Annotated in this window: 11 protein-coding genes; all 11 read left to right on the plus strand. The window is 60.2% G+C overall.

What is annotated here, in order from left to right:
• Positions 1-438 (plus strand): L-ribulose-5-phosphate 4-epimerase (locus BTIS_RS09165; protein ID WP_211279450.1); only part of this gene is annotated, 438 nt, incomplete at its 5' end.
• 3,379 nt (positions 439-3,817) lie between these two features.
• The gene (locus BTIS_RS09170; protein WP_094664772.1) at positions 3,818-5,191 is read left to right on the plus strand and encodes a sugar porter family MFS transporter; all 1,374 of its coding nucleotides are present in this window, start codon (positions 3,818-3,820) and stop codon (positions 5,189-5,191) included.
• 300 nt (positions 5,192-5,491) lie between these two features.
• Positions 5,492-7,009, plus strand: a complete 1,518-nt coding sequence (gene araA / locus BTIS_RS09175) for an L-arabinose isomerase (RefSeq protein WP_094664774.1) — start codon at positions 5,492-5,494, stop codon at positions 7,007-7,009.
• A gap of 699 nt (positions 7,010-7,708) precedes the next feature.
• Positions 7,709-9,571, plus strand: coding sequence for an AMP-binding protein (locus BTIS_RS09180; RefSeq protein WP_094664776.1), 1,863 nt, complete (start codon positions 7,709-7,711; stop codon positions 9,569-9,571).
• 64 nt (positions 9,572-9,635) lie between these two features.
• Positions 9,636-9,860 (plus strand): acyl carrier protein, encoded by a 225-nt coding sequence (locus tag BTIS_RS09185; protein ID WP_094664778.1) that lies wholly within the window; start codon positions 9,636-9,638, stop codon positions 9,858-9,860.
• 553 nt (positions 9,861-10,413) lie between these two features.
• Complete coding sequence (locus BTIS_RS09190; RefSeq protein ID WP_094664859.1) at positions 10,414-11,073, plus strand: ABC transporter ATP-binding protein; 660 nt, start codon at positions 10,414-10,416, stop codon at positions 11,071-11,073.
• A 7-nt stretch (positions 11,074-11,080) separates the two neighbouring features.
• Positions 11,081-14,401 (plus strand): FtsX-like permease family protein, encoded by a 3,321-nt coding sequence (locus tag BTIS_RS09195; RefSeq protein WP_094664780.1) that lies wholly within the window; start codon positions 11,081-11,083, stop codon positions 14,399-14,401.
• Positions 14,402-14,416: 15 nt separating this feature from the next.
• Positions 14,417-16,012 (plus strand): condensation domain-containing protein, encoded by a 1,596-nt coding sequence (locus tag BTIS_RS09200; RefSeq protein ID WP_094664782.1) that lies wholly within the window; start codon positions 14,417-14,419, stop codon positions 16,010-16,012.
• Positions 16,009-16,659 (plus strand): 4'-phosphopantetheinyl transferase family protein, encoded by a 651-nt coding sequence (locus BTIS_RS09205; RefSeq protein ID WP_094664784.1) that lies wholly within the window; start codon positions 16,009-16,011, stop codon positions 16,657-16,659. The genes BTIS_RS09200 and BTIS_RS09205 overlap by 4 nt, the downstream gene beginning before the upstream one ends.
• A complete protein-coding gene (locus tag BTIS_RS11745; RefSeq protein WP_143248928.1) occupies positions 16,643-17,824 on the plus strand; it encodes a hypothetical protein in 1,182 nt (393 codons plus the stop codon). Before BTIS_RS09205 ends, BTIS_RS11745 begins: the two co-directional genes overlap by 17 nt.
• A 32-nt stretch (positions 17,825-17,856) precedes the next feature.
• Positions 17,857-18,681, plus strand: a complete 825-nt coding sequence (locus BTIS_RS09215) for an SDR family NAD(P)-dependent oxidoreductase (protein WP_094664786.1) — start codon at positions 17,857-17,859, stop codon at positions 18,679-18,681.
• Positions 18,682-18,783: the final 102 nt, after the last annotated feature.

Consider the following 18,783-nt stretch of genomic DNA (forward strand, 5'->3'; position numbering starts at 1 on the left):
TCCTCGGATACGGCGTCGCATGCGTACATCTACCGTCATATGCCGGACGTGTATGGCGTGGTGCACACGCATTCGACGTATGCGACGGCGTGGGCGGCGACGGGTCAGAACATCCCGTGCGGGCTGACGATGATGGGTGACGAGTTCGGTGGCCCGGTGCCGGTGGGCCCGTTCCGTCTGATCGGTTCGGAGGCGATCGGCGAGGGCGTGGTCGAGACGCTGAGGAAGTATCCGAAGTCTCCGGCGGTGCTGATGCAGAACCATGGCCCGTTCACGATCGGCAGGGACGCGGAGGGCGCGGTGAAGGCCGCGGCGATGACCGAGGAGGTCGCGCATACGATGTGGGCGGCCCGTCAGCTGGGCGAGATCATCGAGATCGATCAGGCGGACATCGACAAGCTCAACGACCGCTACCAGAACGTGTACGGCCAGCACTGACGTGCCGGGGCGCCTCCCGCGTTGCGCGGGGCTCGGCGTACCGTTGTACGCCTTCGTCCCGCGCGCCTTGGAGTCGCACGCATCACGCCGGTGCCGCGGCCCGCGTCGCCGGTGCGCGCCCCGTTAGTGTGAGGCCTTTCGTTGGTGTGAGCTCACACTAGCGTCGTAGGCCTCCGAATCGTTGGAATTTCAACACCCCCGTCTTTTGGTGTGATCACACTAAGGGATGGGGGTGTCTGCTATTCGGGCAGATTTTGGAATATGGGATTGCGCGTGGTCCTGAGGGTGTCGCGCACCCCGTTGGTGTGAGTCCCGTCGCTGGTGTGAGCTCACACTAGCGTCGTAGGCCTGCAAAACGTTGAAATTCCAACGTCCCCGTCTTTTGGTGTGATCACACTAAGGGACGGGGCGTTCTCTATTCGGGCAGGTTTTGGGATGTGGGATTAAGTGCAGGATCGAACGCGGGAATAGACACGGGATTCAACGTTGGCTTGTGGGCTGGAGCGGTCGGCACAGGCTTCCGTTGCTGGTGTGAGCCCCGTTGGCGTGAGTCCCGTGTTGGTGCGAGGTCTTTCATTAGTGTGAGCTCACACTAGCGTCGTAGGCCTGCAAAACGTTGAAATTCCAACGTCCCCGTCTTTTGGTGTGATCACACTAAGGGACGGGGCGCTCTCTATTCGGGCAGGTTTTGGAATATGAGATTGCGCGCGCGGTTAAGTATGGGAGTAGGTGTGGAGTGAACAGGACGGGGGTGTGGTGGCCGACTTGATTTCTTAATTCTTCTGATGTTGTGATGAGCGAGAGACACTGCGGGTTTGCGTTGTATCCGACAACCTTTCGTGCGTCCTCATCCCGTGCGCCTTGGAGCCGCACGCATTATTGCAGCAGTGTTGCGCAACAGGGGCAAGGGCGGTGTTCTTTGGTGGACGTGCGGTGTGTTTCCTTCGGTTTGCTTCAGAACCGGATGCGTTCGTCAGTACTATGGCAAGGTGGAATAGGGCGAGATAAGACTCCGATCATTGGAGGTTCTCTGATGGCTGCGGTCATTGCACGAGAACCTTTTATTATTTCCGGGGAGCATTTGGCGCGGGACAATGATGATCGGCATCGTACCGCTCCGCGGTGAGAGTGGGGCGTATCGGTGTGAGTAGATCTCCTGTTGATGGCGTGGTTGGTGCGTTGGGAATGATCGTATGCTGCGAATCTGTGGTCGTGTGGCAGAGAATTGCGGATTAAGCTGATATGCCATTCTCTGCCATCGGTTTTGGCAGAGAATAACGAATTACGACGTTTGAGCATTCCCTGCCACAAGAATTATGGTCCAGAATCGCAAAGTGCAGCGTTGGAGACCAATGAAGTTTCAATATTTGACATCTTCAAGTCGATTATGGACAGCATGAACCTTATTGAGTGTCGACTGCGTGGCAGAGAGTGCGGGATTTCGGGTAATCGTCATTCCCTGCCATGATCATGTGGCAGAGAACGGCGATCGGCGGTGATATGCCATTCTCTGCCACGATTTGTGGCAGCGAGCGACGGATTCGTGGTATATGTTCATTCTCTGCCATGAGCCGTGGCAGAGAATGCAGAATCGTGCCTTATATATATTGTCTGCCACGACGGGGTGGATCCATGTCCCTTTCTTCTTGGGAGTGTCTCGGTGGGTGTGCAACTGGTCTTGGCTGACAGCTACGAGGTCGGCAGAAAGAGGCCCCGCTGATCGAAGCAGTGACGACATATGAGAAGACAGTCTCCCGCTTCGGTGTATATACGACGCACGCATGCACCGAACAAGCACCGGACGCACGCCCCGATGCCCATATGGCGCATATGTGCGTCCGACAAGCATCCAAGCGACTGCCCGGTGCTCAAACGACGCACGAATACGTCACTTAAGCACCGGAGACACGCCACGGCGCCTGTATGGCACACGCATGCGTCGAACAAGCACTGGAGACACGCTTCAGTGCGCATTTGACGCACGCGTGAGGCAAACCCGCAGCGAGCCGCACGCCTCGGTGCGTATCCGACGCATGTTTGTGACGAACCCGCACCAGGGGACACGCTTCAGTGCGTATCCGGCATCCATATACGACAAACCCGCATCGAAGGGCGTACTTCGCTGCGGGTTCGTCACAAACGTGAGGCAAACCCGCAGTTGGAAACCCGATCCAGTGCGTATCTGTCGCACGCATGCGACCAGGACCAGTTGCACACTTACCGAGACACACCCTTCTTCCCCGGAATCCTTCCGGCGTCTCGTAGTATGCCCGGATGATCTCGATGTCGATCATCGAAGGTGGGGGGTGTTCGTGAGGCGATATCGGCGACGATGGAATGCCGGTCGGTGCCGTAGCACTGGCGACAGAGTGGTAGTGGTGACGGAGAGTGGTGGCAAGTGGCAGAGCGGTAGCGAATGGTGTTTGTGATGGTGAAGTCGTGGTGCTGAAGGGGTTCTTGGTGTTGGTGGTTGTGTGGATAGGTAGTGGCGGTGGGCACCGATAACAGGGGGAGTTGGCGGCGACAAGAGGCTGGCGGAAACGGGAGGCGAGCGGCAAGAAGGGATGCGGTTTCGAAAAGAACTGCGAGCTCAACACCGCGATCAATATCCAAGTCGCCGGGAGTGCCTCGAAGATCCTGAACGCGCATGGAGGGGCTGTAAGACGAAGCAGTCACGGTCGTACAACTCTGGACCCAGTGACGTGCGAACCAAGCAGTCACCACGGTGGTGAGGCTTGGAGCGGACGGACGCAACCGTCCTGCAAGCTAGAACAAATTAGTCTTAACGGCTGGAGGCAATGGTCTGCTGATGGCGGTGGAACGTTGGCGGCGGGTGGCAGTGGGGAACCAGCTGCGAAGGGACGTTGGTGGTAGCGATTTTTGCCGGACGTGGTGTCGTCCGCGACGCTGGTGTGGTGTTGGCGACGGTGTTGGCAGTGGCGCTGGCCGCGACGCCAGTCGCGGCGTCGCAACGGCGGTGGGCGACACGCCGTAAGTTATAGCGAGTTATTAGTCAATTGTATTTGTAATCAGTTTCACAACGTGCTCATTATCAAGCATGAGATCACAAGAACGAACATTAATGTTCTATTTATGGTAGTGAAACAATAAGAAATGTTTGATTCGAGTCGATTTATGTGAACGCTCTCATATTTTTGGAAAAAGTTGGAAAACGCATGATAAATGGCGGATGTGAACGATGCGCATGTGGCTTGACATGCCATTTTGTGAGCGGTAACATTTCAACCAGCTACCGAAAGGGAACGAACTTGGGCGAACATGTTTGTTCTTGATCGATTGGCTGATGGAGCATTCCGGGTCGTTGGAGTCCCGCTTGATGCGTCCGTCACAAGGGTGAAACAAAAATCAAGGAAGAACAATGTCTCAGACTTCTCAGGGCGCTGTTAAGCAGGGCTCGATGAAATATGTGGTCATTCTGGCGGTCAGCGCCGGTCTGGCCGGTCTGCTGTACGGCTACGATACCGTGAGCATCTCGGGTGCCATCGTGTACCTGTCCTCGTTGTGGAAGCTTTCCGCCGCCATGGAAGGCCTCATCATTTCCTCCATTATGATTGGTGGCGTCATCGGCGTCGGCGTCTCCGGCTTCATCTCCGATCGCATCGGTCGTCGTCCGGTGCTGCTGATCGGTGCCGCGGCCTTCTTCGTGGCAGCCCTGTGGTCCGCCATGGTGAACGACCCGACCTCCATGATCATCGCTCGTATCCTTGGTGGTCTTGGTATCGGCCTCGCCTCCTCGCTGGCCATTACGTACATCACCGAGTGCGCTCCTGCCAAGTACCGTGGCACGCTGTCCTCGATGTACCAGCTGCTCACCATTCTTGGTATCTTCCTGACCAACCTCATCAACTTCTGGATCGCCGGCTTCGGTGGCATCCACTCCGACTTCGCCGACAAGGCCTGGCGTTGGATGCTGGGTATCGGTGCTCTTCCGGCACTGATCCTCTTCATCGCCCTGGCTCTGTCTCCTGAGTCCCCACGCTTCCTGCTCCAGTCCGGCAACAAGGAGAAGGGCTTCGCGGTCCTCGAGCGCATCGGTGGTACCGAGTCCGCCAAGAAGGAAGCCGCTGAGATCGAAGCCTCCATCGCCGAGAACGCCAAGGGCTCCCTGTCCGATCTGTTCCGCGCCCCGCTGGCTCACGCCATGCTCGTCGGTATCTTCCTGGCCATCTTCAACCAGGCCGTTGGTCAGAACGCCATCTCCTACTACGCTCCGACCATCTTCAAGCCGATCTTCCAGGGCGACACCGCCGCCTTCCTGTGCTCCACGCTGATCGGTCTCGTCGAGCTCCTGTTCACCTTCGTGGGCATGTACTTCATCGATAAGCTCGGTCGTAAGCCGCTGATGCTTGCCGGTTCCCTCGGCATGTGCATCTTCTACTTCCTCATGGGTCTGTCCATGCTGCTCAACTGGTCCGGTGTGCTCACGCTGATCTTCGCCTGCCTGGTCATCGCGTCCTTCGCCTTCTCGATGGGCCCGGTCACCTGGGTCATGATCTCCGAGCTGTTCCCGACCTACCTGCGTGGTCGTGCCGCTGGTCTGTGCACCGTGTTCCTGTGGGGCGCCAACTTCCTGGTCGCCCAGTTCACCCCGGTCATGTTCAGCGCTTGGGGTGGTGGCACCTTCATCTTCTGGGCCGCCATGGATCTCGTCGCCTTCCTCGGCGTGAAGTTCCTGGTTCCCGAGACCAAGGGCAAGACCCTTGAGGAGATCCAGTCCTTCTGGACCAAGTGATCCCCTCGGGTACATTCCTCAATCCTTGGTGTGATCACACTAGTGGAATCGTCCTGGTGTGATCACACCACCACACTCGCACACGCATCCAACACGTATCGCACACGCATCGCGCTTGCGAAACGAAAAACGAATAGATATAGCAACTTTGACGAGCGACGCGGTTGCCTGTCGAGGCCGCTACTGCTACACTGTGTAGTGGCTGATATGTGAACGCTCACATACCGGTGTTCACACATCGAAAACTTAATTCCGCATCATCCAAAACCAAACACCAAAATAGGCACAAAGGAGTCAATTATGGTTATGGAGAACCCCTTCGAGGGCAAGGAAATCTGGTTCGGCGTCGGTTCGCAGGACCTCTACGGTGAGGAAGCCCTTCGCCAGGTGGCCATCCACTCCGGCGAAATGGTCGACTACCTGAACAAGACCGGCAAGATCCCGGCCAAGATCGTCCTCAAGCCCACCCTGAAGTCTTCCGACGGTGTCAAGGAGTTCATGGTTGAGGCCTCCGCCAACCCGAACGTCATCGGTGTCATCACCTGGTGCCACACCTTCTCTCCGGCCAAGATGTGGATCCGTGGTCTTGAAGTGCTGACCAAGCCGCTGCTGCAGCTGGCCACCCAGCACCACAAGGAGATCCCGTGGGAGACCATCGACATGGACTTCATGAACCTGAACCAGGCCGCCCACGGCGACCGTGAGTTCGGTTACATCGTCTCCCGCCTCGGCATTCCGCGCAAGATCGTCGTCGGCCACTACACCGATCCCGAGGTCGCCGAGAAGGTCGGCACCTGGGCTCGCGCCTGCGCCGGCTGGGACGCCTCCAACAACATGAAGGTCATGCGCTGGGGCGACAACATGCGTAACGTGGCCGTCACCGAGGGTGACAAGACCGAAGCCGAGCGCGTGTTCGGTGCCTCCATCAACACCTGGGCCGTCAACGAGCTCGTCGCCGCCTACGACGCCGTCAAGGACGATCAGGTCAAGGACATCATCGAGGACTACAAGGCCAAGTACGACGTGGATCCGGCCCTGCTGGACGCCAAGTACGACTCCCTGTTCATCGCGGCCAAGGAAGAGGCCGCCATGGTCAACATGATGCGTGAGAACGGCTGCACCGCCGGCGTGGACAACTTCGAGGACCTCGGTGCCCTCCCGCAGCTGCCCGGCGTTGGCCCGCAGCGCTTCCCGTCCGAGTACGGCTGGGGCTTCTCCGCTGAAGGCGACTGGAAGACCTCCGTCCTTGTGCGCATCGGTGCCGTCATGGGCTACGGCCTCGAGGGTGGTGCCTCCCTCATGGAGGACTACTCCTACAACTTCACCGAGGGCGACGAGCTCGACATGGGCTCCCACATGCTCGAGGTCTCCCCGGCCATCGGCACCATCGCCAAGCCGAAGCTGGAGATCCACCCGCTGGGCATCGGCGGCAAGGCCGACCCGGTGCGTCTGGTCTTCTCCGGCAAGCCGAAGAAGGACGCCGTCGTGGTCTCCATGGCCGACGAGCGCGAGCGCTTCCGTCTGCTCATGGACGTCGTGGACGTCGTTGAGCCGCAGGGCTCCCTCCAGAAGCTGCCGTGTGCCCGCGCCGTCTGGAAGCCGCAGCCGTCCCTGAAGACCGCTGTTCAGTGCTGGATCACCGCCGGCGGTTCTCACCACACCTGCATGACCACTTCCGTTGGTCGTGAGGCTTGGGAGGACTTCGCCCGCATCGCCGGTGTCGAGCTCGCCGTGATCGACGAGAACACCACCACCCGCCAGTTCGAGAAGGAACTGGAGCTGTCGGAGATGTACCACCGTCTGAACAACCGCCACTGAGCAATAGGAGTAATAGTGAGGTGACGGACACCGTGATGGACGTCACCTCACTATTGATGTCGTGAATGGCTGGATCCTGTGACCGCGACGAAGATCGGTCGTTGCCGTCGCAGGCGGTAGCCGGAATTCTTTTTCTCCTTCCTTCCCTAGAGGGCCGTTTCCATATTGGAAGCGGCCCTCTTTTCGTTGTTCGGTATCAGACGCTTGCACAATCTGTGGTTATATGACGGATGGGGGTTCGTGAGCGGTGAAGCTCCGATACTCCTGATTGCATACTCCTGATTGCATACACCTGATTGGCGTGGCGAATTATCTCCAGAACGATTTTGGAGTTCATCGAATTTTTTCTGGACAACCGGATTGCGCACGGCCATGCGGGCGTCCGTCGCCCGCAGTACCCATATGACCACGCCTCAACATGTGAACAGTGCATGAATTCCCAGCCCCCGTATGCGGTACGTAGTCGATTGATTTGCGCCACATAAGGGGGCATCTGATGACACGAGTGAATACATCCGTTACGTAGCGAGGCTCATAAGGGTGCATGTCGTGTGATGTGGATGGGGAAAGTGGGGGATGACAGCGATATGCCAGAAGCATATTCTTGCGTTCAGGATTGAGAGGCATATGTGCTGGTGGGCATCGAACGGGTGCATGGAACATGTGCGAGTTCGATGACTGAGGAGAGTCTTACAAGGAATGAAACGGTTTTACAGAATTCCCAATCTGATGAAAGTCAGCGATCTACGGGACGTCATCAACTATGCTAAGCGCCGGTACGCCAGCAAGATCGCCTACCGTCAGATCGAAACGCCGATCTACGAAAGCGCCATCACCTTCCGAGGCTTCGCCGACAACATCAGCGCATTGGGAACCGCGCTCATGCGTCTGCCCAAACCGTTCTCCTCCACGGCTCGCCCGGAGGGCGGAGCGACGCCGGCCGTGTCCGGATCCGGCGATGAGCAGTCGTCTTCGGCCACGACATCGTTGACCACGTTGTCCGGATCGCATATCGCCCTCATCGGCGGCACATCCATCGAATGGCTCACCGCGTTCTTCGCCACCATGAACGGCGTGGGATGCGCCGTGCCGATCGACAGGCTGCTCGACCCCGATACCATGGTCGCCCAGTTGGTCTTGGCCGACGTGGACGCCATTTTCTGTGAGGGATCGTTCCTCGACAAGCTCCAGCCGCTACTTCCGCGTCTGCCCAAGGTGCGCGCGGTCATTGTGATGCGTGGCACCGGCTCGGCGGTCGACCTGCTCAAGAAGCTGTCGGTCGAGGACCAGGATCGCGACTACTACGCCTACACCAGACTGGTGGCCCATGGTCGGGCTCTGGTGCGCGCCCACGAAACGGTGTTCACCGAGGCGCCCATCGACGCCGATACCATGAGCCTGCTGGTCTTCACGTCCGGCACCACGGGCGCCAACAAGGGTGTGATGCTCTGCCACCGCAACATCGTCACCGTAATGAAGGGCGCACGCCAGCTCACCACCTTCCGCAGGACCAACCTGTCGGTGCTGCCGATCAACCACACCTACGAACTGGTATGTAACATCATCTGCTCGATCTGGGAGGGCACGACCGTCGCCATCAACGACGATCTGCGCCATGTGGCCCGCAATCTGGAGCATTTCGGACCGGAGATGTCGAGCATGGTTCCCATGATGCTCGACCTGCTCGTACGCAAGATCACCATCGAATCGAAACGCAACGGCCTGTGGGAGCATCTCCAGTACGGCATGAAGGTCAGCGCCGCATTGCGGCTATTCGGCATCGACCGTCGTCGTCGATTCTTCAAGCCGGTGCTGCAGGCCCTGGGAGGGAACCTCTCCATGGTCGTCTCCGGCGGAGCGCCGTTGGCGCATGAGACGGAATCCTTCCTCGACGCCATCGGCATCGATGTGAAGAACGGCTATGGCATCACCGAATGCGCGCCGTTGGTGGCATCCTGCGGTGACCATTACCGCCGGGCCGGATCGGTCGGCCATGTGCTGCCCAACATCGACGTGCGCATCGCCAATCCCGACGAGCACGGCAATGGCGAGATCCAGGTGAAGGGCGACAACGTGATGCTCGGCTACTACAAGATGCCCGAGGACACGGCCACCGTGTTCACCGACGACGGCTGGCTGCGCACCGGCGATCTCGGCCATGTGGACAAGGACGGATACCTGTTCCTCACCGGACGACTCAAGAACCTCATCATTCTCGCCAACGGCAAGAACGTGAGCCCCGAGGACATCGAGGAACACATCATGCACGGCATCGATTACGTGCGCGAATGCGTGGTGTATTCGGACGACGCGGGCACCGGCATCTACGCCGTGTGCTTCCTCGACGACGATCAGTGCGAACAGCTCGGATTGCATGATCAGCAGGCTCGGCACGATCGTCTGATGGAGGACATCCGCATCGTCAACCGGTCCGTGCCGTCGTACAAGCGGATCGCCGACGTAAGCATATCCGACCACGAGTTCGAGAAGACCACCACGCAGAAGATCCGACGATTCAAAGTGATCGAACGCATGCGCAGACGAGGACGGAACGACAGCTGACGGTCTGACGGTCGCAACTGGAACCAGAACACAACAGAAGGAAGCAGAAGGAAGGATTCAGACGATGTTTGAGAAAGTACGCACGATGTTGCTCGAGTACGTGGATGTCGATCCCAGGACGATCACCCCGGAGACCGAGTTCCTCAAGGACCTCAAGGTCACGTCATACGACATTCTGACGATGGTCGGCGAACTGGAGGACGAGTTCGGCATTCACATCAGCGACGACGAGCTCAAGGACATGCTCACCGTCGGTGATCTGGCGAAGTACCTGTCGGAAAACGTGTGAGACGTCACGGGAATCGGAAAACGACATCATGAATACACCGATTGAGGATGTGAATGATCTGGGCGTGTTCGACCAGAACGATGCGGCACCGTCGTCCGCTTCATCGACACCGTCCGTATCGCCGTTGACCATGCCGACCGTACCGGATGTGCCGACCGTACCGGCCATGCACGCCGTACCGGGCGTGCCGGCCCATGTGCCTTCCGGCAGAACGGTTTCCGGCAGTGCGGTGGATGGACGTCATCGTCGTACCGCGTCGTCGGCCGTGCACGACGTGCCGAACGACGTGCCGAACGACGTGCCGACCGTGACTCCGGCCGTTTTCGAGTGGCCCACCGACCCGGACGCCACGGCGGACCAGAAGCCAATCTCCGTTCCCGTGACCTCCGACCCGCTTGCGGCATCGAAGGCTGTCACGGAACCGATCGAACGCCCGCAGACGCCCGACGGCGCGGCGAGCGCCCCGGCGGAGGAATCGTCCGATGCCATATCCGATGCCACGTCGGATGATCACGCATTCATTGAGTTCGATCATGTGTCGAAGACCTACACGATGGGCGAAACGCACATCCAGGCGCTCGACGACGTCAACTTCCGCATCGACAACGGCGAATTCGTGATCGTGGTGGGCGCGTCCGGTGCCGGTAAGAGCACGATCCTCAACATCCTTGGCGGCATGGATACGCTCACGTCCGGCAAGGTGTTCGTGGACGGCAACGAAGTGAGCACGTACAACGACAAGCAGCTTGTGCTCTATCGTCGCTACGACGTCGGATTCGTGTTCCAGTTCTATAACCTCGTGCAGAATCTGACCGCACGGGAGAACGTGGAGCTCGCCACCCAGGTGAGCCGTGACCCGCTCGATGTGGACGAGGTGATCGACGCCGTCGGCCTCGACGATCGCAAGGACAACTTCCCCTCGCAACTTTCCGGTGGTGAGCAGCAGCGTGTGGCCATCGCGCGAGCGCTGGCCAAGAACCCCAAGCTGCTGCTGTGCGACGAGCCCACGGGCGCCCTTGACTACAACACCGGCAAGCAGATTCTGAAACTGCTGCAGGACTATGCGCGTCGCAGCAAGATGACCGTGATCATCATCACGCACAACTATGCGCTCACCAGCATCGGCGACAAGGTGGTGCATGTGAAGAACGGACATATCGAGGCGATCGAACTCAACGCTCATCCGATGAACATCGCGGACGTGGAGTGGTAGGACCGGTATGACCAAGGCACTACTGCTCGATTTCTGGCGGGAGATCCGCCATTCGGCGAACAGGTTCTTCTCGATCCTGCTGATCGTCGCCATCGGCGTGGGATTCTTCGCCGGTCTGAAGTCCGCCGCCCCCGACATGAAGCATACGATGGACGGCTACTTCGACCAGTCCAACATCGAGGACATTAGCGTGATGTCCACGCTCGGCCTGACCGACAAGGATCTGAACGCCATCCGCAGAACCGAAGGCGTCCAGGCCGTCCAGCCTGGGCATTTCACCGACGCCATCGCCAAGGAGAACGGCAGCCAGCTGGTGTTCCGCATCCACGGACTGCCCACCGGAACCAACACGCTCAACAAGGTGACCCTGGTCAGCGGACGTATGCCCTCGCAGCCCAATGAGATCGTGATCGAGGACAGCGCCAACTACGGCAGGAGCCTCAAGGTGGGCGACAAGATCACCTTCGTCTCCGGCACGTCCAAGAAGATCACCGACGGCACTCTGTCGACCGACACATTCACCGTCGTCGGCCGTGCCATCACCCCGTACTATCTGACGGTCGAAAAGGGCACGTCGCAGATCGGCGGCAAGTCGATCAACCTGTTCGCCTATGTTCCTGACTCCACGTTCACCGTGAAGGACGACAACGGCGACCCGATCTACACGCAGGCGTCCGTGACCGTCAAGGGAGCCAAGGAGCTTAACGCCTTCGACGCCAAGTACGACAAGCTCGTCGGCAAGACCGAGGACGCGCTCAACAACATCGGTTCCGACCGTGCGCGCGAGCGCGGCAACGAGGTTCGTGACGCCGCTCAGCAGAAGCTTCAGCAGTCGCAGGCCGAATACGACAAGAAGAAGGCCGAGTACGACCAGCAGATCGCCGACGCGCAGGACAAGCTCGACGATGCGAACGCCCAGCTGGCGAGCGGCGATGCCAAGCTCGACGGTTCCAAGGAGAACTACGAGCTCAAGAAGCAGAACGCGCAACTGCAGATCCAGAACGGACAGCAGCAGCTCGACTCCGCCAAGCAGCAGATCGAGTCCGGTCAGGCTCAGGTGGATGCCGGCCAACAGGCCTACGACAGTCTGAAGCAGCAGTATGACAGTCTGAACCAGCAGATGGGTCAGGCCACGGCCATGACCCAGTGGATGCAGCAGCAGATGGATTCGATGAGCGGCAACCTCAAGAACCTCAACGATCAGATGTCGAAGCTGCCGCCGGATCAGCAGCAGCAGATGAAGCCGATCATCGACTCGTACCAGAAGATGTACGATCAGCTGTCGCAGCAGAAGACCGCGCTCGACCAGACCACGCAGGGTGTGCAGCAGCTGCAGGGTTCGGTGCAGGGTGCGTTTGACTCGGCCGCCGCCCAGTTGCAGGACGGCAAGGATCAGCTCGCGCAGGCGCAGAAGGAGTATGAGCAGGGCGAGGCCCAGCTCGAGGCGGCCAAGAAGCAGCTCGCCCAGGCCGACGCCAACGCGAGCAAACAGTTCGCCGACGCCAAGGCCAAGCTCGATCAGGGCAAGTCCGAGTACCAGAAGAGCAAGGCCGACTTCGAAACGCAGAAGGATGACGGTGCGCAGCAGCTTGACGACGCCAAGGAGAAGCTGATCGCCGCGAAGTACCGGATCGACAGCCTGAACAACCCCACATGGTATGTGCTCGACCGCAACGCGAACGCCGGTTTCGTCAGCTATAAGAACACCGTGGACCGTGTGGATGCGATTTCGCAGATCATCCCCGTGTTCTTCATCCTCGTGGCCGTGCTGGTGTGCATGACCACGATGGCCCGCATGGTCAGCGAGCAGCGTGGCGTGATCGGTACCTACAAGGCGCTCGGCTACCAAAACAATGCGATCGCCATGAAGTACGTGCTGTACGTGGTGGCGGCGAGCGCCGTCGGCGGTGTGATCGGCGCGATCGTGGGCGTGTGGACGTTCCCGGAGTCGGTGTACAAGGCGTGGGCGGCGATGTACCGCCAGCCCGCGCTGGTGCATGGATTCCATCCGTTCATCGTGCTGATCAGCCTGCTGATCACGGTGGGTGCGATGGCGCTGGTGTCGTATCTCACCTGCCGCAACGAGCTCAACAGCCAGGCGGCTGCGCTGATGCGTCCGAAGGCGCCGAAGATCGGCAAACGCATCCTGTTGGAACGCATTCCGGCGTTGTGGAAGCTGCTCAACTTCTCGCAGAAGGTGACGGTGCGCAACCTGTTCCGGTACAAGCGTCGTCTCATCATGACGATCGTCGGCATCATGGGCTGCACCGGTCTGTTGGTGGCAGGTCTGGGCATGAACGACACGATCGGTTCCGTGGTGGCCAAGCAGTACGGTCAGGTGTTCGCCTACGACATGTCGGTGTCGCTCGACCAGACCGCGACGGACGCGCAGGTGGCCGACGTCTACGGTGCGCTTGACGGCAATCCGTCGGTCAAGTCGTATACGCGGGCCGGCGTAGGCAGCGTGAGCATCAGTAACGGCGGCGACGACGAGACGCTGGCGATCTACGCGGTCAACAAGCCCGACTCGTTCACCGACTATATCCGTCTGGACGATCCGACGACAGGCAAGCCGATCCATCTGACCGACGACGGTATCGTGCTCACCCAGAAGCTCGCCAAGAACCTTGGCGTCAGTGCCGGCGACACCGTTGCAGTACGCGATTCGGGCGGCATGACCAAGCGGATCCCCGTCACCGGCGTCACCGAGAACTATGTATTCCACTACGCGTACATGACGCAGAAATCGTATGCCAAGTACTTCCTCGAGGAACTGCCGCCGAACACGCTGCTGGTCAAGTTCAGCGACAAGGTGACGGCCCGGCAGGAGGACAACCTGGTCAAGGCGTTGCAGAACAGCGACGGCGTGGCGTCGGTGACGTCGTACACGAAGGTGGCGGAGGAGTTCACCGATCAGATCAAGGCGATGAGCAGCATCGTGCTGCTGATCATCGTGTGCGCGGCCCTGCTGGCGTTCGTCGTGCTGTACAACCTGACGAACATCAACGTGTCGGAACGCATTCGCGAGATCGCCACGATCAAGGTGCTTGGATTCAAACGCGGCGAGGTGGCCATGTACATCTACCGCGAGAATCTGCTGCTCACCATCATGGGCGCGGTGCTGGGCTTGCTCATCGGCAGTGGTCTGCACCGGCTGATCATGCAATCCATCGAACAGAAGGATGTGACCTTCGGCTACATGATTTCCCCGTGGAGCTACGTGTGGTCGTTCCTGCTCACCCTGCTGTTCTCCATCATCGTGATGGTGGTCATGTATCCCAAGCTGGTGCGTATTCCGATGGTCGAATCACTCAAGAGCGTGGAGTAGAAGAGAGGAGTCCCGATGACGGAGAACAATCACGACAACAGCGTAGATAGTCCGAATGGTGTGAATGACACCGACGGCGTGAACGATCCGGACGGCATGGGAAGCCGCGTGATCGATTCGGTGCGGTACTATCCGCTCACGCAGTCGCAGAACCTGATGTTCTACAACCTCAAGTTCAGCTTCCGAAAGCAGATCGTCAACGTCTGCAGCCTGGTGGACCTGTACGACAAGATCGACGAACATCGTCTGGTGCAGGCCGTGTACTTGGCGATGATGCGCATCCCGTCGAACGCGGTGCGCATCCACCTTGTCGACAAGCGTCCGATGCAGTACTTCGCCACCGACGTGCCGCACGACATCGAACTGGTGGACATGCGCGGGCGCTCGCAGCGCGACGTGGAGCGCTACTGTGACGAGATCGGTGCCACGCCGTTCCCGAACGGCGGCAATGACACACAGCTGTATCGCGTGCGGATCATCCGTCGCGACAACGACCGGGTCAGCCTGTACTACTGCGTGAGCCACGTGGTGTTTGACGCCTACTCGCTCATGGGCTGCCTGACATACACGTTCGCCATTTACCAGGCGCTGTGCAACGGCACCGCGTTGCCGGACGAACCGTATTCGCCGCTGCCCGCCTACAAGGCCGACTTCGCGCAGCAGAAGGGCGAGCGCTACAAGCGTCAGGTGGAGTGGTGGAGGAAGCATTTCTCCGTCGAACCGCAGTTCACCTCGGTCAATGGCCTGAAGGGCAAGGAGTTCATCAGGGGCGAGCGCTACGGCGTGACGCTGCGGTTGTGGCAGACCAAGGGTGGCATGGTGGATTATCGCATCGACCGTTCGCTCGTGTCAGCCATGCGCGACTATTGCGAGCGCGAGCATCTGCCCATGCAGATCCCGTATTTCATTGCGTTGCGTACGTTCCTGAGCCGTATGTCCGGCACCGACGACGTGATGTTCATGAACGCGGTGGCCCGTCGCGCCACGCTCGCGCAGAAGCGTGCCGGCGGCACCATGGTGAACGCGGTGGCGCTGCGTACGGTGATTCCCGGTTCCACGTCGTTCGCCGACGCCTGCGAGATCCTGATGCACGAGCAGATGGACGCCTACCGTCGTGCGAACGTGGCCACCGCCGACATTCTCGACGTGCTGCGGGCGAACTTCGGGCTCAAGGCGTGCCGGGGCTATACGAGCGTCAGCACCACGTTCCAGCCGTATTTCGACGGCAGCCTGCCGGTGCGGTTCCGGTTCCGCCGCCGTCCGAACGGCGCGAACGCGATGCCGTTGTACGTGAGCATCATGCCGCTCGACGCCAGCGGCGACCTGTGGGTGAACTACGAGTACATCGTGGGCTATGTGGATCCGGAGTCGATCCGTCGTTTCCACCGGTTCATGCTTGCGTTCCTCGACGAGGTGGCGAAAAACCCGGATCGGACGATTGACCAGATCGCCACGGTCGCGCACGGTCGCGCGTCGGCCATGCGTCTGCAGACGCCTGACGATCTGCCGTATGAGATCGCCATGCAGGGTGCCGGAAGCGACGCCGCCGTGGATGCGGCTGGCACGGACGGCGTTGGCGCGGTGGATGCGACAAAGGGCGGTACCGCATGAGCATTGCGTTGGAGACCGTGGGTCTACGACAGGGGATCGACAGCATCGCCTACGGGAGGATGCTGTCCGATCATGCCCATGCGCTGGCCCTGCGTCTCGTGCGCGCGATGAGCGGCGACGATCATGCGGTGATCCGCAAGGATGCGCATGGCCGGCCGTATGTGGTTTCCGGTACGGGCGCGATTTCCGGCGCGGAGTCGGAATCGCGGACATGGGCGGTCAGCATATCGCATGCCGACGGTCTGATCGCATGCGCCGTGCATCGGGGAGGACGTGTGGGCATCGACGTGGAGTCGGTGCGCCGCCCCACCGCAGGTGTGCTGCGCCATTGTTTTTCTCCCCGCCAGCGTGGGGAGCTGCGTGATCCGATTTCGTCGGATCATTCCGTCGTCATGGACGACGTCGAAGCGGACCCCGACATGCTCGCCGAACGGACGATCATGCTGTGGACGCTCAAGGAGGCTTACGGCAAATACACAGGGCTCGGGCTCGCGGACTGTGCCGCGATACGCGCATGCGACCCGCTGTTCTGCAGACGCCGTGGGCTGGCGGTCGAACAGTCACGACATGTGGTGAACGGCCGTCGGTATTGGTGTTCAGTTGTGTTTCCCAACACTAAGGAGAATGGAAATGAGCAAGTGGAGTAGGGCTCTCATTGGTGCCGTCGCCGGTCTGGCGATGCTGGTGCCGGTGAACGGAGCCGCATTCGCCGCCGACGGTGATGCCGCGGCGGAGCAGACCCAGAATCAGACGACGGAACAGTCGGGCGAGCAGTCGAACCAGTACTTCGACCTGTCCCAGCTGTTCGATTTTTCATCTGCCAACCAGAACGGTGACGCGGCCGTCACGTCCATCCCCGCCACCAGCGAGGAGCGCGCCCGTCTGCAGGCCGAGGTGGACAAGGACAAGGCGATCGACCTGTCCAAGTACCAGGACAATCTGCACAAGACGATCTTCCAGCAGCGTCTCGCCCACGCCGAGGAGGTGCTTGCCGATGCCAACTCCGGCACCGCTCGCGTGAACGTGGCCTACGATCTGCTGTACAAGGCCGCCGACCGTCTCGACCCGGTGAACGGCGAGCCCGGCACCAAGCCCGATAAGCCGGGGAACCCGGACAAGCCCGGCGACAACAACGCCAAGTCCCACACCTACACGTTCGTGGTCTACGATCCGGCCACCGGCAAGAAGGTGCACGAGGAGTCCAAGGACTTCAAGGACGGCAAGAAGGTTTACGTGCCGTTCAACACCAAGCTGTCGGCTCCCGCCGGCTATGAGATCGTCGGCTGGGCCGACGAGTGCGGTCGCAGCTACGACGCCGACCTGACCGGCGTGTACTCCACGGCCGACACCACGCTCGTGGCGCTGCTGTCCCCCATTGACCACGGCAATGGCAATGGCAATGGCAACGGCAACAACAACGGCAACGGCAACGGCAACGGCAACAACAACGGCAACGGAAGCCTGAACAATAACGGGAACAATAACGGCAATGGCAACACCATCATTGTGAACCGCGACAACCACGGCAACGTGGTCATCCCGACCTGGTGGACCAAGAACCCGCCCACCACCAACAACGGCACCCCGTCCAAGCTCGACAAGACCAGCACGCCGACCACCACCGGCAAGAAGGCGACCACCCCGTCGTCCTCCACGCCGAACGCATCCGATGGCAGCCAGCTGGCCTCCACCGGTGCCGCCATCGGCACCATCGTCGCCGTCATGGTCGTGCTCGCCGTCGTGGCCGCCATGATGTTCGCGCTGCGTCGCCGCAAGCTCTCCGACTCCCTGCGCGCCGGAGACGAGCACTGATCCATCCCGAGGAAACCGAATCGAGGAAAGCGATGAAGAAACCAATCGAAGGCCGCTTCGACGGCAAGGTGATGATCCTCACCGGTGCCGCTCTGGGCATCGGTGAAGCCACCGCCCTGCGCGCAGCACAGGAGGGTGCCAAGCTCGTTCTGGTCGACAAGCTCGAAAAGGAGGGCGAGGACATCCTCCGCCGGGTCAGGGAACTCGGGGCAGAAGCTGTGTTCCTGCACGGCGACGTCTCCGAGGAAAGCACCTGCCGTGACATGGTGGAGCTGGCCGTCAGCACATTCGGCCGGCTCGACATCGCCATCAACAATGCCGGCATCATGGGCCAGCCCGGCCGCATCGTCGACGTCACCAAGGAGCAGTTGGACCATACCATGGCCAACAACTTCTACTCGGTGTTCTTCAGCTGCAAGTACGAGATCATCGAATTCCTCAAGGAGAACCACGGCGGCGTGATCCTCAACGTCTCGTCGATCGCCGGCCTGACCGGTCTGCCCGGCAACCTGCCGTACAGCGCATCCAAGCATGCGGTGAACGGCCTGACCAAGAACGTGGCCATCGACTACGCCAGCAAGGGCATCCGCGTCAACTCGATCAACCCGGCGGGTACGACCACGCCGCTGACCAAGGCCGCCTACGAGTACGTCAAGCGCCACCGCGAGCAGGCGATCGCCGCCGGCATGGACCCCAAGGAGGCCAACTCTATGGCGGGCCTGAAGCGGCGCTCGCTGATCGACCGCGAGGCCGAACCGGACGAGCAGGCATCCGTGATGCTGTTCCTCGTCTCCGACGACGCCTCGTTCCTCACCGCGGAGACAATCGCCTCCGACGGCGGATGGACGTCGTTCTAACCAAGACCTGCCGGGACCGGTGACACATGTCTTCGGACCCGGCGTGCAAAAACCGGAAGACCACGATCGCGTATCGCTCCGAATCGGGGATGATACGCGGCC

Source organism: Bifidobacterium tissieri, assembly GCF_002259645.1.
Taxonomy (GTDB): domain Bacteria; phylum Actinomycetota; class Actinomycetes; order Actinomycetales; family Bifidobacteriaceae; genus Galliscardovia; species Galliscardovia tissieri.

Coding starts and splice junctions, on each gene's coding strand:
- BTIS_RS09185 (WP_094664778.1), top strand. CDS start 9,636: ATGTTTGAGAAAGTACGCACGATGTTGCTCGAGTACGTGGATGTCGAT.
- BTIS_RS09170 (WP_094664772.1), top strand. CDS start 3,818: ATGTCTCAGACTTCTCAGGGCGCTGTTAAGCAGGGCTCGATGAAATAT.
- BTIS_RS09215 (WP_094664786.1), top strand. CDS start 17,857: ATGAAGAAACCAATCGAAGGCCGCTTCGACGGCAAGGTGATGATCCTC.
- BTIS_RS09205 (WP_094664784.1), top strand. CDS start 16,009: ATGAGCATTGCGTTGGAGACCGTGGGTCTACGACAGGGGATCGACAGC.
- BTIS_RS09195 (WP_094664780.1), top strand. CDS start 11,081: ATGACCAAGGCACTACTGCTCGATTTCTGGCGGGAGATCCGCCATTCG.
- BTIS_RS09200 (WP_094664782.1), top strand. CDS start 14,417: ATGACGGAGAACAATCACGACAACAGCGTAGATAGTCCGAATGGTGTG.
- araA (WP_094664774.1), top strand. CDS start 5,492: ATGGTTATGGAGAACCCCTTCGAGGGCAAGGAAATCTGGTTCGGCGTC.
- BTIS_RS09180 (WP_094664776.1), top strand. CDS start 7,709: ATGAAACGGTTTTACAGAATTCCCAATCTGATGAAAGTCAGCGATCTA.
- BTIS_RS11745 (WP_143248928.1), top strand. CDS start 16,643: ATGAGCAAGTGGAGTAGGGCTCTCATTGGTGCCGTCGCCGGTCTGGCG.
- BTIS_RS09190 (WP_094664859.1), top strand. CDS start 10,414: ATGGGCGAAACGCACATCCAGGCGCTCGACGACGTCAACTTCCGCATC.